This window comes from Myxococcus guangdongensis, from assembly GCF_024198255.1.
GTDB lineage: Bacteria > Myxococcota > Myxococcia > Myxococcales > Myxococcaceae > Myxococcus > Myxococcus guangdongensis.
Genome location: NZ_JAJVKW010000006.1, coordinates 580,554 through 600,336, shown reverse-complemented (window position 1 = coordinate 600,336; position 19,783 = coordinate 580,554). Strand labels below are relative to the sequence as shown.

General features: G+C 70.1%; 10 protein-coding genes. 4 read left to right on the top strand and 6 right to left on the bottom strand.

Features of this window, described 5'->3' with window-relative positions; genetic code table 11:
• Positions 1-39: 39 nt before the first annotated feature.
• Positions 40-951: a hypothetical protein gene (locus LXT21_RS21730; RefSeq protein ID WP_254040135.1), complete on the bottom strand. Its 912-nt coding sequence runs from the start codon at positions 949-951 to the stop codon at positions 40-42.
• A gap of 253 nt (positions 952-1,204) precedes the next feature.
• Between LXT21_RS21730 and LXT21_RS21725 the strand changes: the two genes are divergently transcribed.
• The gene (locus tag LXT21_RS21725; protein ID WP_254040063.1) at positions 1,205-1,876 is read left to right on the top strand and encodes an abortive infection system antitoxin AbiGi family protein; all 672 of its coding nucleotides are present in this window, start codon (positions 1,205-1,207) and stop codon (positions 1,874-1,876) included.
• Here LXT21_RS21725 and LXT21_RS21720 read toward each other — a convergent pair.
• Positions 1,873-3,171 (bottom strand): hypothetical protein, encoded by a 1,299-nt coding sequence (locus LXT21_RS21720; protein WP_254040062.1) that lies wholly within the window; start codon positions 3,169-3,171, stop codon positions 1,873-1,875. The two genes, LXT21_RS21725 and LXT21_RS21720, sit on opposite strands and share 4 nt — an antisense overlap.
• 2 nt (positions 3,172-3,173) lie before the next feature.
• A complete protein-coding gene (locus LXT21_RS21715; RefSeq protein WP_254040061.1) occupies positions 3,174-5,933 on the bottom strand; it encodes a TonB-dependent receptor domain-containing protein in 2,760 nt (919 codons plus the stop codon).
• Between the two features lie 292 nt (positions 5,934-6,225).
• Here LXT21_RS21715 and LXT21_RS21710 point away from each other — a divergent pair, with 292 nt between their 5' ends.
• Both LXT21_RS21710 and LXT21_RS21705 read left to right on the top strand, forming a co-directional pair.
• Entirely contained in the window at positions 6,226-8,280 is a 2,055-nt protein-coding gene (locus LXT21_RS21710; RefSeq protein WP_254040060.1) for a hypothetical protein, read from the top strand.
• Between the two features lie 226 nt (positions 8,281-8,506).
• Positions 8,507-10,177 carry a CotH kinase family protein gene (locus LXT21_RS21705; RefSeq protein WP_254040130.1) on the top strand — a complete coding sequence of 557 codons (1,671 nt, stop codon included), beginning with the start codon at positions 8,507-8,509 and terminating at the stop codon, positions 10,175-10,177.
• A gap of 49 nt (positions 10,178-10,226) precedes the next feature.
• On the opposite strand, the gene asnS is transcribed toward LXT21_RS21705, so the two are convergent.
• Positions 10,227-11,627 carry an asparagine--tRNA ligase gene (gene asnS, locus LXT21_RS21700; protein ID WP_254040059.1) on the bottom strand — a complete coding sequence of 467 codons (1,401 nt, stop codon included), beginning with the start codon at positions 11,625-11,627 and terminating at the stop codon, positions 10,227-10,229.
• A 262-nt stretch (positions 11,628-11,889) separates the two neighbouring features.
• On the opposite strand from asnS, the gene LXT21_RS21695 reads away from it, so the two are divergent.
• Positions 11,890-12,918: a coiled-coil domain-containing protein gene (locus LXT21_RS21695; protein WP_254040058.1), complete on the top strand. Its 1,029-nt coding sequence runs from the start codon at positions 11,890-11,892 to the stop codon at positions 12,916-12,918.
• A 76-nt stretch (positions 12,919-12,994) separates the two neighbouring features.
• Here the strand turns inward: LXT21_RS21695 and LXT21_RS21690 are convergent, their stop codons facing one another.
• Positions 12,995-16,258 (bottom strand): RCC1 domain-containing protein, encoded by a 3,264-nt coding sequence (locus tag LXT21_RS21690; RefSeq protein ID WP_254040057.1) that lies wholly within the window; start codon positions 16,256-16,258, stop codon positions 12,995-12,997.
• Positions 16,259-16,397: 139 nt separating this feature from the next.
• Positions 16,398-19,655, bottom strand: a complete 3,258-nt coding sequence (locus LXT21_RS21685; protein WP_254040056.1) for an RCC1 domain-containing protein — start codon at positions 19,653-19,655, stop codon at positions 16,398-16,400.
• Positions 19,656-19,783: the final 128 nt, after the last annotated feature.

Below are 19,783 nucleotides of genomic sequence, written 5' to 3'. Positions count from 1 at the left end.
CCTGAACCTCCGCGACTCACTCGGGGCGAAGCCGGTGCGTCAGCGCCAACGCTTCAAGGTGAGCGCGGTGAGCATGAGCGCGCCGCCCGCCCCCGCCGCGACGGCGAACGGCCGACGCAAGCGCTCCGACAACGCGGAGAGCACGCCCAGCGTCACGTCCCGGCTCGCGGTCCGCAGCGCGGAGCCCGAATGCGCGTCCCGCACCACCCTGCCCTGCCGCCGCAGCTCCTCCGACGCGCCCCTCACCGTCGCCGCCGCCGTGCGCTCGGCCATCGCCGCCACGGCTCCGCCCAGGTCCGTCCCCTCCCGTCGGGCCTTCAGCTCCAGCTCCAACTGCTCCACCACCGAGTGCACGAACCGCCGCCCCGCCCGCTCCAGCACCTCGTCGAGCCGCTCGGACCGCGCCTCCAACGCACGGCTCAGCCCCTCGATGAGCCCCTGCCCCGCGCGTGACGCCAGCTGCGCGGCCATGGGCGCCACCAGGTCCATGTCATGCTCCAGCTCCTTCACCGCGCCCCGCACCGCCCCCGTCGCCATCGTCCGGGCCCGGGCTCCAGGCTTGCGCAGCTCCTGGCGGCGGAGGGCCTCCGTCTCCGCCGTGCGCTCGAGCCACCCATTCATCCGCTCCACCAGCTCGCGCGACATCAGGTCCACGCCGGGCATCGAGCGGCGCAGCTCCTCCACCGCCCCGCGGACGGCGCTCTCCGCGAGCGTGTGCGTCCAGGCCCCAGGCGCATGCTCGTTCGCCTCGTGCACCGTGCGAGCCAGCAGGAGCACCGTGTCCTGGATGAGCTCCTTCAGCGTGCCCTCCAGCGCCGGCAGCTCTTCCTGCAGCCCCTCCGTGGCGCCGCTCACCGCGCCGCTCGCGAGCCCGTGCGCGGCCAGCCGCTCCAATGACAACGCGAGGCGCCGCATCCGCTCGACTGGCGACAACCATCCCCCGTTGCGCATCGCTCGCTCTCCCGCTGGCCGCGCCATCTGCCACGTGCCTGGGAACGATTGCGACGCGCGCCGCCGCCCAACACCCCGAGCAGGCGACGAGGGCGGCGCACGGAGGTCCCCTCCCACCGCACATCACCGGCAGGTGGGCAGACAGGCATCCCGGAGACATGTGCACTCGGGTTGCGCGCACCACCCCGCTCCGGAACAGTACCGCGGGGGTAGGACGATGCTGGGCTATCAGGCGAATGCACAATGGCGGGACATGTCTGACTTCGTGGTGCACTTCACGAAGCCGGGCGCGCCCTTCCATGACGCCTACCAGAACATGATGAACATCCTGGGCACGCGCACGCTCATCCCCGGAGCCCAGGGCTTCGGGCTCGCGCGCAAGGAGCCCCAGGTCGCGGAGCGTCATCGCGCGGTCTGCTTCAGCGAAATCCCCCTGGACCAGCTCGCCCGGCTCGTCCAGCGACGCAGCCTGTATGGCATCGGCTTCCGCAAGAGCTTCATCCTCTCCCAGGGCGGCGGCCCCGTCTGGTACGTCCAGTACGCGTCACCGGCCCACCTGTCGCTCAAGCACCAGGTGGACCAGGCCCTGGCAGCGCCTGACTCCAGGGCCCATCCCCTGTGGTCCATGACGCCCTTCGTGGACATCCAGGGCGACGCCCACAATGCGCCCTACAACTACCGCTTCGACTGGGAGCGGGAGTGGCGTGTCCCAGGCCTGTTGCGCTTCACCGAGTACGACGTGGCGGTGCTCTTCCTCCCGGAGGAACTGCACGCGACGGCGCGCGGCTTCTTCGAGTGGGCCGTGCGCGAGAAGGCGGGCCCGGGCTACTTCTGCCCGTGCCTGGACCCGCTGTGGAACGCGCCTCGAATCGCCGAGGCGCTGGAGAAGCACGCGGAGGACTCCGCGCGCCTGCGGGCGGGCTAGTCGAACACGGACAGCTCACCCAAGGCCCGTATCTCGCCAGCGACCTGCGCCTCACCGGCATGGTCGAAGCTCACCGGTCGCAGCCGGACGTGGCGCACCGGGCCGACCGACTCCAAGGGGCCTTCCAGGAAGTGCGGCCCGTGGGCCCAGGAGAACCTCCCATCGAAGGGGCTGTCCCACTGCGTCTGTTCGTTGTAGGCGCGAGGCCCCCTGCGATTCAGGGGCGGCGGGACATAGTCCTTCGCGAAGTTGCGCAGCACGCCCAGTCGCGTCCATTGCTCGGCGTCCAGGCTCCCCTCCACCACGAAACCCGAGAAGCTCCCCTCCGCGCCGCGCACCACCACGTGACGCAGGCTCCGAGGCTCTTCGAGCGTGAGCGTCAATCCATCCACCGGCTTGAGGCCCAGCGCGACACGCTCCAGCTTCCCATCCGTCCAGGGGCACGCGCCCCTCGGAGGCGAGGGCTCGCAACTGGCACCCCGGCTCACCGGCCGAAGCCCCGCGGGAGGCAGTGGCACCTCCTCTGTCCGCCAGTCCACCCGGAAGACCAACGGGCTGTGCTTGCCCCCCAGCGGGAAGAACATGAACGCGCCCAGGGAGTGGGCCCGCAGCATGATGGCGGGCCGGGCGAAGTCCTCCAGCACGAAGCGATTGGCGACCCACCCGGACGACGCGGCCCACACCCGGAACAGCGGTTGGTCACCCTCGACGATGAAGAGCGCGGGCTCCGGCGTGGTGGGAAGGTCCGGGATGACGTTCTGCTGGTCATCCGACGTCATCGCGTACTCGCCGGTGAGGGGCGGCACCGGCAACGGAGGAACCGCGCCGAAACTCACCACGGAGCCCTCCGCGCCCGGTGTGACCACGAGCTGTGAGTCCCAGATGCGCAACGTGGGCAGTTCCACGTCGTCTTGGAAGATGAAGGACGCGAAGACGCCCGCGCCTGTCTCGTCCCGCCACTGTGCCCGGAAGCGGAAGGGCTGGTGCAGATCTGGATCCGGCGAGTTGGCCGACTGCACATCGCCGTAACGCGTCTCCAGGAAGAAGTCGCCGTAGCCGTCCGTGACGCTCTCTCCGGAGTGGATGAACTCCGGCATGACGTACTCGACGTTCGTCTCGCCGCGCGGCTCGAAGTGGGCCGTCCTCGCATAGGGCACCACGCCGTCGGTGACGGACGAGCCGTCGCGCCGCTCGAGTCGGCCATACACGAAGACGAGGTCGTCCTGGAGCCGCTCACACCCCGACGTGAGCAGCAGCGCGGCGGACAATCCCAGACTCGGAAGAGATGGGCGCATCTTCAGTAGCTCCCCTTCAGACCGAACATCGGCAGGATGACGGGCAACCCCATCGCGTCGCGTTTCAGCTTGCCGGCCTTCCGCTTGTACTCGTAGGCGAACACCTCCTGCTGGAGCGAGAGGTTGAGGATGTCCAGGTACGCCTCGACGTTGAACTCCTCGTAGGACCAGGCCTTGGCGACGCGGAAGTCCACGCGGAAGAACGGCGGCAGTCGCTCCACGCGATCTCCGTCCTGACGCACCCACAGTCGGTAGCCATCGTGCGAGCGTGACTCGCGCTGGGTGACGGAGGAGACCTCACCGGACTCGGGCCTGCCGGTGTTGAAGTGCAGCACCGAGCCCACCGTCCAGTTGTCGCCGAACTTGTAGCTGACGGCGGCGTTGAAGACGTGGGCCTGCTCGAAGGCGAAGGGCAGCTCGCCCTCCGCTATCTCCCGGATGCTGTTGTCGTCGTTGTAGCGGGCGAAGCGGCGGTGACGCTTGCTCTGCAGGAAGCTGTACGACACCCAGCCGAACCAATCGCGGCCCAGCGGATGGCGGACCATCAGGTCCAGTCCATACGCGTACCCTCGGGCCTTCGGGTCCGAGTGCGCCTGTCCCCGGCGCTTGCGGTTCTCGAGGACGTCCATCACCTCGAACTCCACGGTGCGGAACAGCGGGTTGAAGTAGACGTCGCCCGACAGCTCCAGGCCCGAGCCGAGCTTCCACTCCGCGCCCACGTCGAACTGGGCGCCCTCCTGGACGCCGTGGTTCAGGCCCGACACGTCCATCGCCGGCAGGTGGAGCAGCACGGTGGGCGGCTGGTGGTAGAGCCCGGCGCCGCCCTTGAGCGTGAGCGTGGACGTCAGCGTGTGACGCACCGCCAGGCGCGGCTCGACGACGACGTGCTGGATGCCGGGGACCAGGTGATAGCCATCCACGCGCAGGCCGGGTGACACCAGCCACTTCTCCGCGGGACGCCACGTTGCGCCGGCGAACACGCCCGTGAAGGTGGCGAGCGCCGAGGGTTGCTTCAATGGATGGGCATCATCCTGGGGACGCCAGCCCGGGGGCCGCGCGGAGCCGGTGATGCCAGTGGCCACTCGGCGGTGCTCCACGTCGGCGCCCACGTGGACCGAGAGGGTCTTGGACAGCTCGCGCTTCCAGCCGGTGCGCGCGGAGAACGTGAGCTGGTCCAATCCATAGCGACCGGCGAGGACCTCCTCCGGCCCACGCTCCTCACGGAGGACGAGGCGCCGGTAGCCGAGCAGGGCCACTTCGTCGAGGCCCACCGTGAAGCCGAGCTCCGCTTCACCGCCCGCGAGGGGATGGGTTCCGCGCAGGTCCACGCGGTGGAAGCGCGAGACGATGGTGGCGCCCATGCTGTCCTCGTAGGTGGCGGTGGCCTCGCCCGCGTCGTCGGAGCTGCCCAGCGCGAGCAGGCGCAGCCGTCCGGCGCCGACCTTCTGTTCGATGCGGGCCTGGTAGTCCCAGAAGGCCGCGTGGATGGGGTTGTCCTCCTCGTCGTTGAAGAGGGCGTAGGCCAGGGGGATGAGCAGCCCGGTGTAGCTGTAGCGGCCCGACACGGTGAGGGAGGTGCCGGTGCTGTCGAAGGGGACCTCGACGAAGCCTCCCGCGTTGAGGAGGTCCGCGTACGCGGCGAAGTGCGGACGGTCCTCGCGTGGCCGGCTCAGTCGGCCCTCCACCGCGCCACCGAGGAGCCGTCCGTACTGGACGGGCGGTGTGCCGGGATGGAAGTCGATGGTGTCGATGAACTCCGGGTGCACCACCGCGGGGCCCAACAGCAGGTGGTACAGCATGGGCACTCGCACGCCGTCGATGTAGTAGCCGGTGGCCGCGGGCTGGCCGCCTCGCACCACGGGGTAGCCGAGGCCCGAGGCGACGCTGGCAACCCCCGGCATGAGCATGATGACCTTGAACGGGTCGCCTTGAGTGCCGGGCACCTCGCGCAGCTCCTGCTCCTGCAAGGTGATGCGAGACACCTCGGTGCGCGGGCGCGTGTCGCGGACCACGGTCTCGTAGGGGCTCACGCGGGTGGGCTGGAGGCGGTAGATGACGTCGAGCGTCTGTCCCGAGGTGAGTGACTCCTCGAAGGTGCCGAGCTGATGGCCCGGGGCGCGCACGCGGAGCGAGTGGGTGCCCGGGGGCAGCTCGAGCGCGAAGCGTCCTTCCAGGTCGGTGATGGCGACGGGCGCTTCGCCGTCCGAGAGGAACAGGGCGGCGTCCACGAGGGGAGCGCGGGTGCCTCGGGCGCGGACCTCGCCGCGCAGGCGGGACTGGGTGAAGAGGAGCGGGGCCGGGGGCTCGAAGTGATAGGCGTACGGCAGGCGCACGGACACAGCGCGGTCGCCGAGCCTCGCCGGGGTGAAGCGCAGGCCGCGCGCGGCCTGGACGGCGGCCTCGTTGAGCTCCGGGTGCATGGCGGGCCTCTCCACGGTGACCTCCGCCACGGCGCCCTGTTCGTCGATGCGCAGGAGCAGGCCGACGTCGCTGGGGGCGCCATGCAGTCCCTCGGGCCAGGAGACCGGGGAGTCGGTCACGAGGCGGGGCGTCAGCAGGGAGACGGCGCCGCCATCGGGAACCAGGCCCAGGCGCGTGGCGTCCTCGGCGGCGATGGTGGTCCCCGCGTCCGTGGCCTGGACGTCGACCTCGACGGCGCGGGCCTCGCCACCGGCGGTCGGGAGCGATTGGGCCCAGGAGGGCAGCGGCACCCAGAGGACCCAGAGCAGCAGGGCGAGAGGGGGACGGGGGGAGTCCTTCATGGGAGGGATACGTGGACAGCCCCGTGCCCTGGCTGGAAGATTTCCACGCCGCGGCACATTCATGCCCCGGTGAAACTGTCCACTCCGTGCCGCTGTCCGAAGCAGAGACTGGACCAAGACGCAAGCATCTCCAGGCGCTCCTGAGGATGGCTTGACTTTCGATTGCACGATTCCTCGACCACCGCCCGAATCATTCCTGTATGGTTTTGGCAGTGGGCCGGACACAACCGTTGTTGGAGAGGTGAATCCTCTCCGCGGAGACAGCCCCTTGTCCCCATCATCACGAAGCTTCTTGCCATGGCTCGGCGCCTTGTTCCTTGCTGCTTGTGGAAGCGATTCCGTCGAGCCGCTCTCGAGCCCCCCGGACCTGGTCTCCAGCCAGCACTCCCGCTTGTACGAGGATGACCATGGAGACGCCCCGAGCGAGGCCACCCCGGTCCTCCCAAATACCCTCATCACAGGCACCCTGGACTTCCGCGCCGACGAGGATGTCTTCTCCTTCACCGCGCAGGCGCAGCGCTACTACCGGTTCGACTGCGTCGTCGATTCACCCGCCACGGGGTGGATCTTCTACTATTACAACGCACAGCATGAGCGGAGCGGCACCGCCGTGGTCTTCGACCCTCCGGGGTATGGGTTGTATTTCAAGGCGAGGGCCACGGAGACCGCCTATGTCAGCGTGCGCTCCCCCATGCCCGAAATCGTCGGTCCCTACTCCTGTCAGATCACCGAACTGGGAATGGACGACCATGCGGATACCGCGACCTCGGCTTCGTCCTGGGCTCCTGGAAACGTGGCCACGGGGACCATCGAGTACGGCATCGACACCGACGTCTTCGCGCTTCCCTTGCAACGCGGAGCCTTCTACCGGGTGCGCTGCGAGTCGGCGGCGCCCAACGAATGCCAGGTGAAGGTCATCAGTCCGGTGGGGGCCCTCACCCCGCCGGGCATGCCCACCCAGACCGCATCCTTCAATGCCATCCATTCGGGGACGTACCTCGTGGAGGTCACCATGAACTGGACGAGCACCCCGGTGCTCCAGAGCTCCTTCACACTCCACCTGGACCTGCTGGAGACCGATGACCATGCGGACACGCTGGAGCACGCCACGGCGCTGACGCCCTCTCCCACCTCCTTCACGGGAAGGCTGTCGGGGGCCTTGGACCAGGATGTCTTCACCTTCACCGCGACGCAGGGGCGCGTGTACCGCTTCGCCTGCGACGTGCTCCAGGGCGGGTCATCGGGGCCCACGCTCCTGATGCGAAACGATGCTGGCGTCATCGTCGACGGCTCCAGCTACAACCAGGGCCGGGGCACCACGGTCTCCATCGAGACGCCCGTCACGGGCGGCTACTTCGTCGAGCTCTCCCATGGCAGCTACGCTGGCCCCTATTCCTGTGCCCTCGAGGACCTGGGGTTCGATGACCATGGCGACTCGTCGGTGGTGGCGACCCCGGTGTCTCTCACCACGGTGCTCACGGGCCACCTGGAGACGCGCACGGACGTGGATGCATTCTCCTTCGCGGTCCAGGCGGGTCGCATCTACCGCTTCGAGCGGACGAGCGGCACGGCCAGCTCCCTCCTCCAACTCAGGAATGCCCAGGGGCAGCTCGTCCAGAGCGTGGGCTTCGGGGCGCTGACCTACGAGGCTCCCGACAGCGCGGTGTACACGTTCGAGGTGCGACTCGACGGTTCCAGTCGCGAACCCGGCACGTTCGTCATCCAGGCCGTCGACAGGGGACCCGATGACCATGGAAACACGCCCGCCTCCGCGACCCTCCTGGTCCCCGGACAACCTGTCTCCGGCTGGCGGCATCGCAGCGAGGACAAGGATGTCTTCGTCTTCCAGGCCCAGGAGCAGACGCTCTACCACCTGTACTGCACCGGGTGCGAAGTCACCTTGGAGTCCCCCACGGGGTGGGTGCGCCGTCTCCATCTCGCAGATCCCGCTCGCATCTTCATCGACCCTCTCTCCACGGGCCCCATCTACGTCACCGTCAATCAGGGCTTCACCTATGAGGTCCTCCTTGAGGTTGTCGGCATCGATGACCATGGGGATGACGTGGGGCATGCCACGCCCATCACCTATCCCCTGCGGCTCATGGGCGTGCTGGAGTCGCTCTACGACGTGGACGTCTTCGCGGTCGATCTCCCCGCGGGCCAGCCGCGTCGGACGAATGCACCAGGCTCCCCGCAGGCCATCCAGGTCCTGGCCCCCACGGGCCAGCCAGTTCCCGTCGACGTCAGCGGTGGCTTCACGCCCCAGGTCTCGGGGGTCCATCATCTCCTGATGAGGAAGGATGGAGGTCCCTCCATGTCCCTCCCCTATCAGCTGATTCTCGACTGACGACCGGCCACCTCGACCCTCATCGAGCCACCTCCGGCCCGATTCCCACCGGGCCGGAGATGAGGCCCCCGTCCACCGGACGACACACGTCCGTGACAGGGGGCCTGTCAGCGCTCCTCCGGATGCCTATTCCTTCGAGCCCAACGGGGTTGGCGGGAGGCGGAGGAGCAACACGGTGGCCCGGAAAAGCGTGTCGAGCGTCGTACTGGCGTGTGTCGTGAGTCTGATGGTGGCCTGCGGGGGCGGCAGTCCCCCCGGTCCCGAGGATCAACCGCCCGACCGGGCTCCCTCCGGAGACCCCGACGCGGGTCCCTCCACGGGAGAGCCCGGACCGGACGCGGGCATCCCCGACGCCGGCGGACCTCCACCTGCCGACGCGGGCACTCCCGACGCCGGCCCCGCGCCCACCGTCTGCGCCCCCACCGCGGGCGAGGCGCAGTGGGTCACCGAGGGCCAGCCAGTGTCCGCCACCGTGACGTGCTCCACCGGTCACACCGGTCCCGCGGTGCGCTTCACCGTGGACAACCTGCCCACCGGCGCCACCTTCGATGAGACCACCGCCACGCTGCGCTGGACGACCGGCAGGGACCAGGCGGCCGTGTGGAACCTCGTGCTGCGCGAGCGCTCCACCAACGAGACAGGCACCCTCAAGGTCGGCGTCGCCGAAAACAACGGCGGCCCGGGCAACGTGGCCATCGTCGACCCCTCGAAGTACACCGAGGAGTACGGCCTGCCCGTCTTCCACCTCACCTATGAGCCGCCCCTCACCTCGGGCAGCTACAAGGGCGCCAAGCTCGTCTACCGGGGCCGCACCTACCAGGTGGAGGCCAAGTACCGCGGCGCCACCTCCGGCGCCTTCCCCAAGCGCAGCTTCACCTTCAAGTTCTCCGACGACGACCTCTTCGACGAAACCGTCTACGGCGACGGCTTCCTCGACAAGAAGCGCGTCGCCCTCGTCACCACGTTCAATGACAACTCGTACGTGCGCACCCGGCTCGCGTTCGACCTGTGGAGCCGCATCTCTCCCGACAACATCCGCGTGCGCACCTACAGCGCCGTGCTGTACGCCAACAACCGCTACCTCGGCCTCTACACCGTGGCGGACCTGCCTCACAAACGGCTGATGGCCGACCACGGCATGGACAAGGACTCCGACTTGTTCAAGGCCGTGGAGAACGACGCCAACTTCTCCCGCACCCGCCGCGACGGCACGCCCAAGGCCTCACTGCGCGAGGGCTTCGAGAAGAAGGTCGGCGAGCCCGAGATGGGCCAGCCCCACGCCTGGGACACCCTGGAGGCCTTCATCGGCTTCGTCGCGGACTCGGATGACACCACCTTCCGCACCCAGTTCCCCCAGCGCGCCAGCCTGAAGGACTACGAGAACTGGTGGATCTTCAACACGCTCATCCACGGCACCGACTCGCACTCGAAGAACGCCTATCACGCGTATGACCCGAACACGAAGGGCCCCTGGCGCTTCATCCCGTGGGACCTGGACGCGAGCTTCGGCCAGAACTTCGACACCACGCGCACCTCGCCGACGACGCGCTCCAACTTCGCCAACACCAATCGCATCTTCGCGCGCCTGCTCGCGGACCCGACGTTCTCCGGGCCCATGCACGAGCGCTACCGCTCGCTGCTGAAGAACGAGGTGAAGCTGGAGACGGTGCTCGCCCTCATCGACGTCTACGAGCGCGAGACGTCCGCCGTGGCGAAGCGCGACTGGGCGAAGTGGGAGCTGGAGTACCGCGCCCTGGGCGCCCCCGGCAGCGTGGGCGCCGGCAACTTCCCCAACTGGTACCAGCGCACCGACTTCAACACCTACGAGCAGGAGCTGGAGTACGTGCGCCAGTGGGTCCGCACCCGCTGGCCCGCGCTCCAGTCCCAGCTGCCGTGAGTGGAAACGGTGGGCGGAGCGACTCCGCCCACCGGAGACACGCCCGCGCCTAGAACTGCGCCGAGCCCGGCACGCGCGGGTACGGAATGGCGTCGCGGATGTTCTGCAGGCCGCACATGTAGACGATGAGCCGCTCGAACCCGAGCCCGAAGCCCGCGTGCGGCACCGTGCCGTAGCGACGCAGGTCGCGGTACCACTCGTAATGCGACGGCTCCAGGCCGAAGCGCTTCATGCGCTCATCCAGCACATCCAGCCGCTCCTCGCGCTGGCTGCCGCCGATGATTTCGCCGATGCCCGGGGCCAGCACGTCCATGGCCGCCACCGTCTTCCCGTCCTCGTTGATGCGCATGTAGAAGGCCTTGATGGCCTCCGGGTAGTTCATCACGACGACGGGCCGGCCCACGTGCTCCTCGGACAGGTAGCGCTCGTGCTCCGTCTGCAAATCCTTGCCCCACTCCGGCGCGTACTCGAACTTCTTCTTCGCCTTCTTGAGGATTTCAATCGCATCCGTGTAGTCGATGCGCTCGAAGCTCGAGTGGATGAACTTCTCCAGCCGCTCCGTGACGCCCTTCTGCACGCGCTCCTCGAAGAACTTGAAGTCGGGGCCGCAGTCCTCCAGCACCGCCTTGAAGACATACTTGAGGAAGCGCTCGGCCAGGTCCGCGTCCGCGTTGAGGTCCGCGAAGGCGATCTCCGGCTCAATCATCCAGAACTCAGCCAGGTGGCGCGTGGTGTTGGAGTTCTCCGCGCGGAACGTGGGGCCGAAGGTGTACACCTTCGACATGGCCATGGCGTAGGCCTCCACGTTGAGCTGGCCGGAGACGGTGAGGTACGCCTCCTTGCCGAAGAAGTCCTTGTGCCAGTCAATCTTGCCCTCGGGCGTGCGCGGCGGATTGACCGCGTCCAGCGTGGACACGCGGAACATCTGCCCGGCGCCCTCCGCGTCGCTCGCGGTGATGATGGGCGTGTTGACCCAGAAGAACCCCTCCTGGTCGAAGAAGCGGTGCACCGCCTGCGCCGCGCGGTGGCGCACGCGCGTAATCGAGCTGAACGTGTTGGTGCGCACGCGCAGGTGCGCCACGTCGCGCAGGAACTCCAGCGTGTGCTGCTTGGGCTGGATGGGATAGGTGTCCGGGTCGTCCACCAGGCCCAGCACCTGGACCTCGTCCGCCTGGACCTCGAAGGCCTGCCCCTTGCCCTGGGACTTCACCAGCGTGCCGCGGCAGACGACAGAGGCGCCCGCGGTGAGGCGGAGGATCTCCTTCTCGTAGTTGGGCAGCGAGTTGGGGGCGACCACCTGGAGGGGGTCGAACACCGAGCCATCGCTCACATTGACGAAGCTGATGCCCGCCTTCGAGTCGCGCCGGGTGCGCACCCAGCCACGGACCTCCACCTTCGTCCCTGCCTCCACCGCGCCGGCGAGGACCTGCTTCACACTGACGACCTGCATTGACGCTCTCCCTTGAGCGGAGTCTGGGCCGGGAGTTAGCCGCCCCCCGGCCCCGAGGACAAGCCCGGCGTGGCTTCTTGGGGCTCCCAGGAGCCCTTTCCCGGCCCCCGGAGGCACGCCTGGAACCCAGCCAACCGTGTCAGACCCTCCAGGTACTCTTTTCACATGGTCGCCCGAGAAGGGGACCACGAATCCCACGAAACCCTCACGCCATTCGCGAGCCAACGCGGCCCGCCTGGCCGTGCCCTACCTGGAGAGTCACATGGCTTCCACCAAGTCCAAGTCCCGCAAGTCCGTCTCCCGCAACCGCTCCTCGGAGTCCACCAAGGCGGCCTTCGAGGACCTGGCTCGCAAGGCGCGCAACAAGCCCGTCGTCCCGGCCAAGGAGCAGGAGGCCCGTGACGCGCACGCGCGCGACGTGCTCGCGGACGTGTCCAACCTGTCGGCCGAGTCCGCGGTGAAGAAGGTCACCGAGGCGGGGCTCACCATCGGCAAGACGCTGGCGGGCATCAACGAGCAGGTCATCGCGCTGGTGGAGGAGATGAAGCAGCTGGACGAGGCCATCCGCCTGAAGACGGAGGAGCTGACGGAGCTGCATGGCAAGGACGTGGCGGCCAGCGCCGTGGACGTGCTGGTGGCGGAGTACGACGTGCGCAAGGCCCAGCTCCAGGAGGAGATGGAGCTGCTCCAGAAGGACATCGAGGAGACGCGTGAGCGGGCGGCCTCGGAGGCGGCCACGGAGAAGGCGGCGGCGGCGCTGGCTCGCGCGCGCGCCGAGGAGCAGTACGCCTACGACGTGACGGTGCAGCGCAAGAAGGAGCAGGACGCGTTCGCCGAAGGGCTGCGCGTGCAGGCGGCCACGGAGAGAGACCGCAAGGAGAAGCTGGAGAAGGACTGGGCCGGCCGCGAGGAGCAGCTGAAGTCGAGGGAGAAGGAGCTGGAGGATTTGCGCAAGCAGGTGTCCGAGTTCCCCGCGCAGCTGAAGAAGGAGGCCGACACGGCCGCGGCCATCGTGGGCAATCGCGTCAAGGCGGACTGGGAGCTGAAGCTGACGCTCGCCAACAAGGACGCGGAGACGGCGCAGAAGGTGGCCAGCATGGAGATTGCCTCGCTCAAGGAGACCAGCACGAAGCAGGCCCAGGCCCTCCAGGTGCTCCAGACGGAGCTGGCCGAGGCCAAGCGCCAGGTGCAGGCCATCGCGGAGAAGGCGCTCGAGTCCGCCTCCGGCGCTCGCGCCCTCGCCGAGGTGCAGGGTGTCATCGCCAGCCGCGAGTTCGGCAAGGCGAAGTAGTCCCCTCCCACTCGCACGTCCCACCCGGCCCGCTCGCGATGGACTCACGCGAGCGGGCCGTCGTCCGTGTGGGCCGCTACCAGACCTGCACGGGCGCCACGCGGAAGCCCACCATGCCGGTGCCCAGCTGGCCCTGGATGCTGTTGCCCCAGGCCCAGACGCCGCGGTCCGAGAGCACGGCGAGCGAGTGCTCCCCGCCGCCCGACACCGCCACCGCGCCGGTGAGCCCGGGCACCTGCACGGGCAGCTTCTGCCAGTTGGACTTCACCCCGTTGCCCACCTGGGCGTGCTGGTTGCGGCCCCAGCCCCAGACCTTGCCTCCGGTGGTCACCGCGAGGCTGTGATGCTCACCGGCGCTCAACGTGGTGACGCCCGCCAGGGTGTTCACCAGGACGGGCGCGAGCCTCCGCGTCTGGGTGTTGTCTCCCAACTCGCCATAGGTGTTGGAGCCCCACGCCCAGAGCGTCGCGTCCCCCTTGAGCGCGAGCGCATGCGTGCGCCCGGCCGCCACCGCCGTGACGCCCGTGAGGCCGGCAACCGCCACCGGCTCCAGCCTGCGCTGGGTGGAGTTGTCGCCGAGCTGTCCCAGGGAGTTGCCGCCCCAGGACCACACCGTGCCGTCGTGCTTGAGCGCCAGCGAGAAGCCATCTCCCGCGGCGATGGCCGCCACGCCCGACAGGTTCAGCACGCGCACGGGGGCCCTCCGGGACACCGTCGTCCCGTCGCCCAACTGCCCCTGGAGGTTCGCGCCCCAGGCCACCACGGTGCCGTCGCCCTGCAGCGCCAGCGAGTGACGGCTGCCCACCGCGATGGACAACACGCCCGCGAGCGTCGGCAACTGCGTGGCCTGCGTCCGGGGCGTCGTCGTGCCATCCCCCAGCTCGCCCTCCAGGTTCGCGCCCCAGGAGTAGACGCGGCCATCCGTCTTCAGGGCGAGCGTGTGCCCGGGGCCTCCGGCGACGGCGCGAATCTCCGTCAGCCCCGTCACGGCCACCGGGTCCGCGCGCGTCACCAGGCTGCCGTCACCCAACTGCCCGGAGTCGTTGGCCCCCGTGCCCTGCACGCTGCCGTCCAGCGCGACGACGAGCGAGTGCCGGGACGCGGCGGCCACGCCTCGCGAGGCCACGAGGCCCGAGCGGGTCGGCGTCAGCTGCCAGTCCACCGCGCCGATGCCCAGCTGCCCATCGCCATTGCCGCCCCAGGCCCAGAGCGTGCCGTCCTCCTTGAGCGCCAGCGTGTGCGTGGCCCCCGAGGACAGCGACCTCACGCCCGTCAGCGCGGGCACCAGCGCGGGCGCCAGGCGCGGGGCGGACAGGCCCGCCCCCAGCTGGCCCAGGGGATTGCTCCCCCACCCCCACACACCGCCATCCTGCTTGAGCACCAGGGCCTGGCGCGGGCCCACGGAGAGGGACACCACGCCGGTGAGCCCCGTCACCTGGGCGGGCGTCATCCGCGCGGTGAGGCCCCCATCCCCCAGCTGTCCCTGGTCATTGCTTCCCCAGGCCCAGACGGTGCCATCCGCGCGCAGGGCCATCGAATGACAGAGCCCCGCGCCCACCGCCACCACGTCCGTCAACCCCGGCACCTGGCGCGGCGTGCGCACCGCCACCGCCTCGCCCCCCACGTCCTCGCACGTGTCCTGTCGGCCCCACACCCAGACGGTGCCGTCCGCCTTCAAGGCGAGCGAGTGCTCCAGGCCCGCGGCCACGGAGACGACGCGGTCCAGGTCCGGCACCCGGGTGGGCGTGGTCTGCGTGGGCGTGACGTCGCTCCCGTCGCCCAGCTGCCCCACGCTGTTGTCCCCCCACGCGAAGACGGTCCCATCCACGCCCAGCGCCAGCGAATGGTACGCCCCCACCGCCACCGCCGAGGCCACCAGGGTGCCCTGCCCCACCCGCACCGGTTGCGTGCGATTGACCAGGCTCCCGTCCCCGACGGCGCCCCAGCCGTTCGCGCCCCAGCCGAACACCGCGCCGTCCTCCTTCAGCGCCAGTGAGTGGAACGCCCCGGAGGCGACCGACGCCACCTGCGTGAGCGTCCCCACCCGCACCGGCAACCGACGCGACACATTCGTGCCGTCGCCGAGCTGGGACTGGGCGTTCATCCCCCACCCCCACGCGGTGCCGTCCTCCTTGATGGCCAGCGAGGAGCCCTCCCCCGCGGACGCCCCCGCGCGCTCCAGCAGGCCGCGCGTCAGCGTGGGCACCAGCTTCATCAAGTACGTCCCGTCGCCACATTGGCCGTCGGAGTTGGAGCCCCACGTCCACACCTCGCCGCTCGCCTTCACCGCCACCGAGTGCTGCCCGCCTCCCGCGGACACGCCCAGCACGCCCGTCAGGCCCGGCACCTGGAACGGCGCCAGCCGCTGCGTCTGTGTCCCGTCGCCCAGTTGCGCGCGGATGTTGCTGCCCCACGCCCACACCGTGCCGTCCGCCTTCAGCGCCACCGAGTGCTGCCCGCCCCCCACCACCGCCGCGACGCTCGTGAGACCCGGCACCTGCACCGGCACCAGGCTCGCGGTGGTGTTGCCCAGGCCCAGCTGGCCATCATCGTTCTTCCCCCAGACCCACACGGTGCCGTCCGTCTTCAGCACCATCGAGTGCGAGCCTCCGCCCGACAGCGCGGACACGTTCGTCATGCCCACCAACGCGCCCGGGAGCGAGCGGTGCGTCTGGTTGCCGGTGCCGAGCTGACCATCGGCGTTGCTCCCCCAGGTCAACAGTCGCCCATCCGTCGTCAGCGCCAACGAGTGCGAGTTGCCCGCGGCGATGGCCGCCGCGCTCGTCAGCCCCTGCACCTGCACGGGGACGAGCCTGCGCGTCGTCGTTCCATCGCCGAGCTGTCCCGTCGCGTTCAGGCCCCACGCCCAGACGGTGCCGTCCGACTTGAGCACCATCGAGTGGGTGAATCCGGCGGCGATGGCGATCACGTTCGTCAGGTTCGGGATTCGCGTGGGCACCGAGCGGGACGTCGTCGTCCCGTCGCCCAGCTGCCCGTTGTTGTTCCAACCCCACGCCCACACCGTGCCGTCCCCGCCCAGCGCGAGCGAGTGCTGCTCCCCCACGCCAATCGCGCGGATGCTCGACAGGCGCCAGACGCGCGTGGGCATCGGGTTGGGGCGGGTCGAGTTGTTGCCGAGCTGGCCGAAGGTGTTGCCGCCCCACGCCCACACGGTGCCATCCGACCTCAGCACCAGCGTGTGGTGCCGCCCCGCCAGCACCGAGCCCTGCCGGGACGCGCCCTCCCTGGCGCGCAGGGTGCCGAGCTCGCCGGAGAAGGAGGACGCACCGGGCTCGGCACAGCCCGCCCACCACAACAGGCACAGCAGGACTCCAGACACACGCCTCGCGACACGTTCCATGGGACACCCCCGGTTCAGACTGCCCGACGACGTACTCGCTGCATCCGGGCCCACCCGGGCGCGGAGTTCTCGTGAGAGGGCGCAAGTCGCCCTCCCGTGTCGCGTGAGGCGCGGCGCGCTACCAGACCTTCACGGGCGAGGCCCGAATCGTCGACAGCCCCGTGCCCAGCTGTCCTGACGCGCTGTCACCCCAGGCCCACACACTTCCCGCCCGCAGCGAATGCGCGTGCCCTGCCCCCGCGGCCACGGCCGACGCGGCAATCATGGGGACGTTCACCGGCAACGTCCGCTGCGCCACCGTGCTCCCATCCCCCAGCTGGCCGAAGTCGTTGCGTCCCCAGGACCAGACCGAGCCTCCCGCGAGCACCGCGACGCTGAAGTTCCTGCCCGCCGCCACCGTCACCGCGGCCGCCTGCGTCCGCACCATCACGGGCCACTCGTTGTAGCCACCCACGGAGCCCGTCCCCGCCTCGCCGAAGGTGTTGGTGCCCCAGGAGTGCACCGCGCCATCCGTCCGCACCGCCAGCGCATGCGTGTCCCCCGCCGCGATGCGCGTGACCATGTAGAGCTCCTGGACGTAGTCGGCGTAGTTGCGGTGGGAGATGGAACCGTCCCCGAGCTGCCCCCACGAATTGTTCCCCCACGCGTACACCATCCCGTAGACATCCAGCGCGAGCGAGAAGTCCGCGCCGGCCGCGATGGCGACCGCGTCCGTCACGCCCGACACCTGCACCGGCGACGCGCGGTGGACGAAGCTGCCGTCACCCAGCTGTCCCGAGCCGTTCGCCCCCCACGCCCACACCGTCCCGTCCCCCTGGAGGGACAACGAGTGGTTCTTGCCCGCCGCCACGGCCAGCATGCCGCCCAGCCCCGGCACCTGGACGGGCGCGAGCCGCGACGTCGTCGTGCCATCGCCGAGCTTGCCGAAGCTGTTTCCTCCCCAGGCCCACACCGTCCCTTCGGACTTCACCGCCAACGAGTGGCCCTCGCCCGCGGCGACGCCCGTGACCCCCGTGAAGGCCGACAGGAGGACAGGCACGGGCCGGGACGCCGTCGTGCCATCACCGAGCTGCCCGGCGCCATTGGCGCCCCAGGCCTTGACCCGCCCGTCCAGCGTCACGCTCAGCGAGTGGTACGCGCCCGCCGAAATCGCGCGCGAATCACTGACGGTGGAGCGCGCGGGCAGGAGCGACCGGTTCATGTTCCCGTCGCCAATCTGCCCCGTGAGGTTGGTGCCCCAGGCCCACGCGGTGCCGTCGTCCTTGATGGCCAGCGTGTGGCTGCCGCCCATGGCCAGCGCGCGCGCGGCGGTGAGCCCCGCGACGAACAAGGGCCCCGTCTGCGGCCCCGAGCGCCCCCCTCCGAGCTGACCTCCATTGTTGGCGCCCCAGAGCCGCGCGACGCCGTCCGCGAACAGCACGCCCGACTGCATCCCCCCGCCGCCCAGCGCCACGACGCCCGACAGCGCCGGCACCTGCGCCGCCGTCAGCCGCCCCGTGAAGGAGCCATCGCCGAGCTGGCCCGCGTCGTTGTTCCCCCACGCCCAGACGGTGCCATCGGCCTTCAGCGCCACCGAGTGACAGAGCCCCGCCGCCAGCGCCACGATGTCCGACAGGCCCGCCACCTGCGTGGGCACCAGCAGCTCCGTGCCGGTGACGTCGTCCAGCTCACGCGTGTCGTTGTAACCCCACTGCCAGACGGTGCCGTCGGCCTTCAGCGCGAGCGTGTGCGCGGTGCCCGCGACGACGGCCACCACGTTCTCCACGCCGTCCACCCGCACCGGCGAGGTGCGCGTCAGCTGGGTCCCATCCCCCAACTGACCGAAGGCGTTGTCCCCCCAGGCCCACACGGTGCCGTCCGTCTTCACCGCCACCGAGTGACCGCCCCCCGCCGCCACGGACCAGGCCAGCAGGGAGCCTGGCACCACGCCGGGCGTGCTCCGGGGCGTCGTCGTCCCCGTCCCCAGCGAGCCCTGCCCGTTGGCGCCCCAGGACCACACCTGGCCGTTCTCCTTCAGCGCCAGGGTGTGCGTGTAGCCCGCGGCGAGCGCGCCCACCTGCGTCAGCCCCACCGCCTGCACCGGCGCCCACCGGGGCGTCGTCGTGCCGTCCCCCAGCTGACTGGTGCCGTTGTCCCCCCAGCCCCACACCGTGCCGTCCGCCTTCGTCGCCAGCGAGTGGCTGAAGTGCGCGGAGACCTCCGTGCGCTCCAGCAGCGCGCGCGCCAGCGTGGGCACCAGCTTCATCAAGTACGTCCCGTCGCCGCATTGGCCGTCGGTGTTGGAGCCCCACGTCCACACCTCGCCGCTCGCCTTCACCGCCACCGAGTGCTGCCCGCCTCCCGCCGAGACACCTCGCACCTGCGTCAGGCCCGGCACCTGGAACGGCGACAGCCGCTGCGTCTGCGTCCCGTCGCCCAGCTGCGCGCGGATGTTGCTGCCCCACGCCCACACCGTGCCGTCCACCTTCAACGCCACCGAGTGCTGGCCTCCCCCCACCACCGCCGCCACGCCCGTCAGGCCGGGCACCTGCGACGGTGAGAGGCTCGTGGTGGTGTTCCCCAGGCCCAGCTGGCCCTCGTCGTTCTTCCCCCACGCCCACACGGTGCCGTCCGTCTTCAGCACCACCGAGTGCGAGCCTCCGCCCGACAGCGCGGACACGCCGGCCATGCCCGACAGCGCGCCCGGGAGCGAGCGCCCCACGAGCGTCCCCGTGCCGAGCTGCCCGTCCGCGTTGCCGCCCCACGTCCACAGCCGCCCATCCGCCGTCAGCGCCAGCGAGTGCACGTTGCCCGCGGCGATGGCCACCGCGCCCGTCAGCCCCTGCACCTGCACGGGCGTGAGCCTGCGCACCGTCGTCCCGTCGCCGAGCTGCCCCGTCGCGTTCAGCCCCCACGCCCACACGGTGCCATCCGACTTGAGCACCATCGAGTGCGAGAAGCCCGCCGCGATGGCCACCACGTTCGTCAGGCCGGTGATTTGCGCGGGCACCGAGCGCGACGTCGTCGTCCCATCGCCGAGCTGGCCGTTGTTGTTCCAACCCCACGCCCACACCGTGCCGTCCGCCTTCAGCGCGAGCGAGTGCTGCTCACCGGCGCCAATCGCGCTGATGCTGGACAGCCGCCACACCCGCACGGGCGTCGACCGCGCGCGCGTGGTGCCGTTGCCGAGTTGGCCGAAGGTGTTCCCACCCCACGCCCACACCGTGCCGTCCGAGCGCATCGCCAGCGTGTGATGCCGCCCCGCCAGCACCGTCCCCTGTCGGGCGACCCCTTCCACGGCCTGAGCGCTGGCGCCCAGGCGCCCCTCCGCGTTCGCCGCGCCCCGCTCGGTGCAGGCGCCCAGGAGCGCCACGCACAGCAAGGCACACCCCGCCATCCAGCTCGACACACTTCTCCCGATGTGTTGCATGACTCCCCCTGTCGCAGACGACGTCTCACGCAATGCCTGTCATGGGCCCCGTCCCGACACGGACGTGCCCCGCCAGGACAAGACGGCCTCGGCGG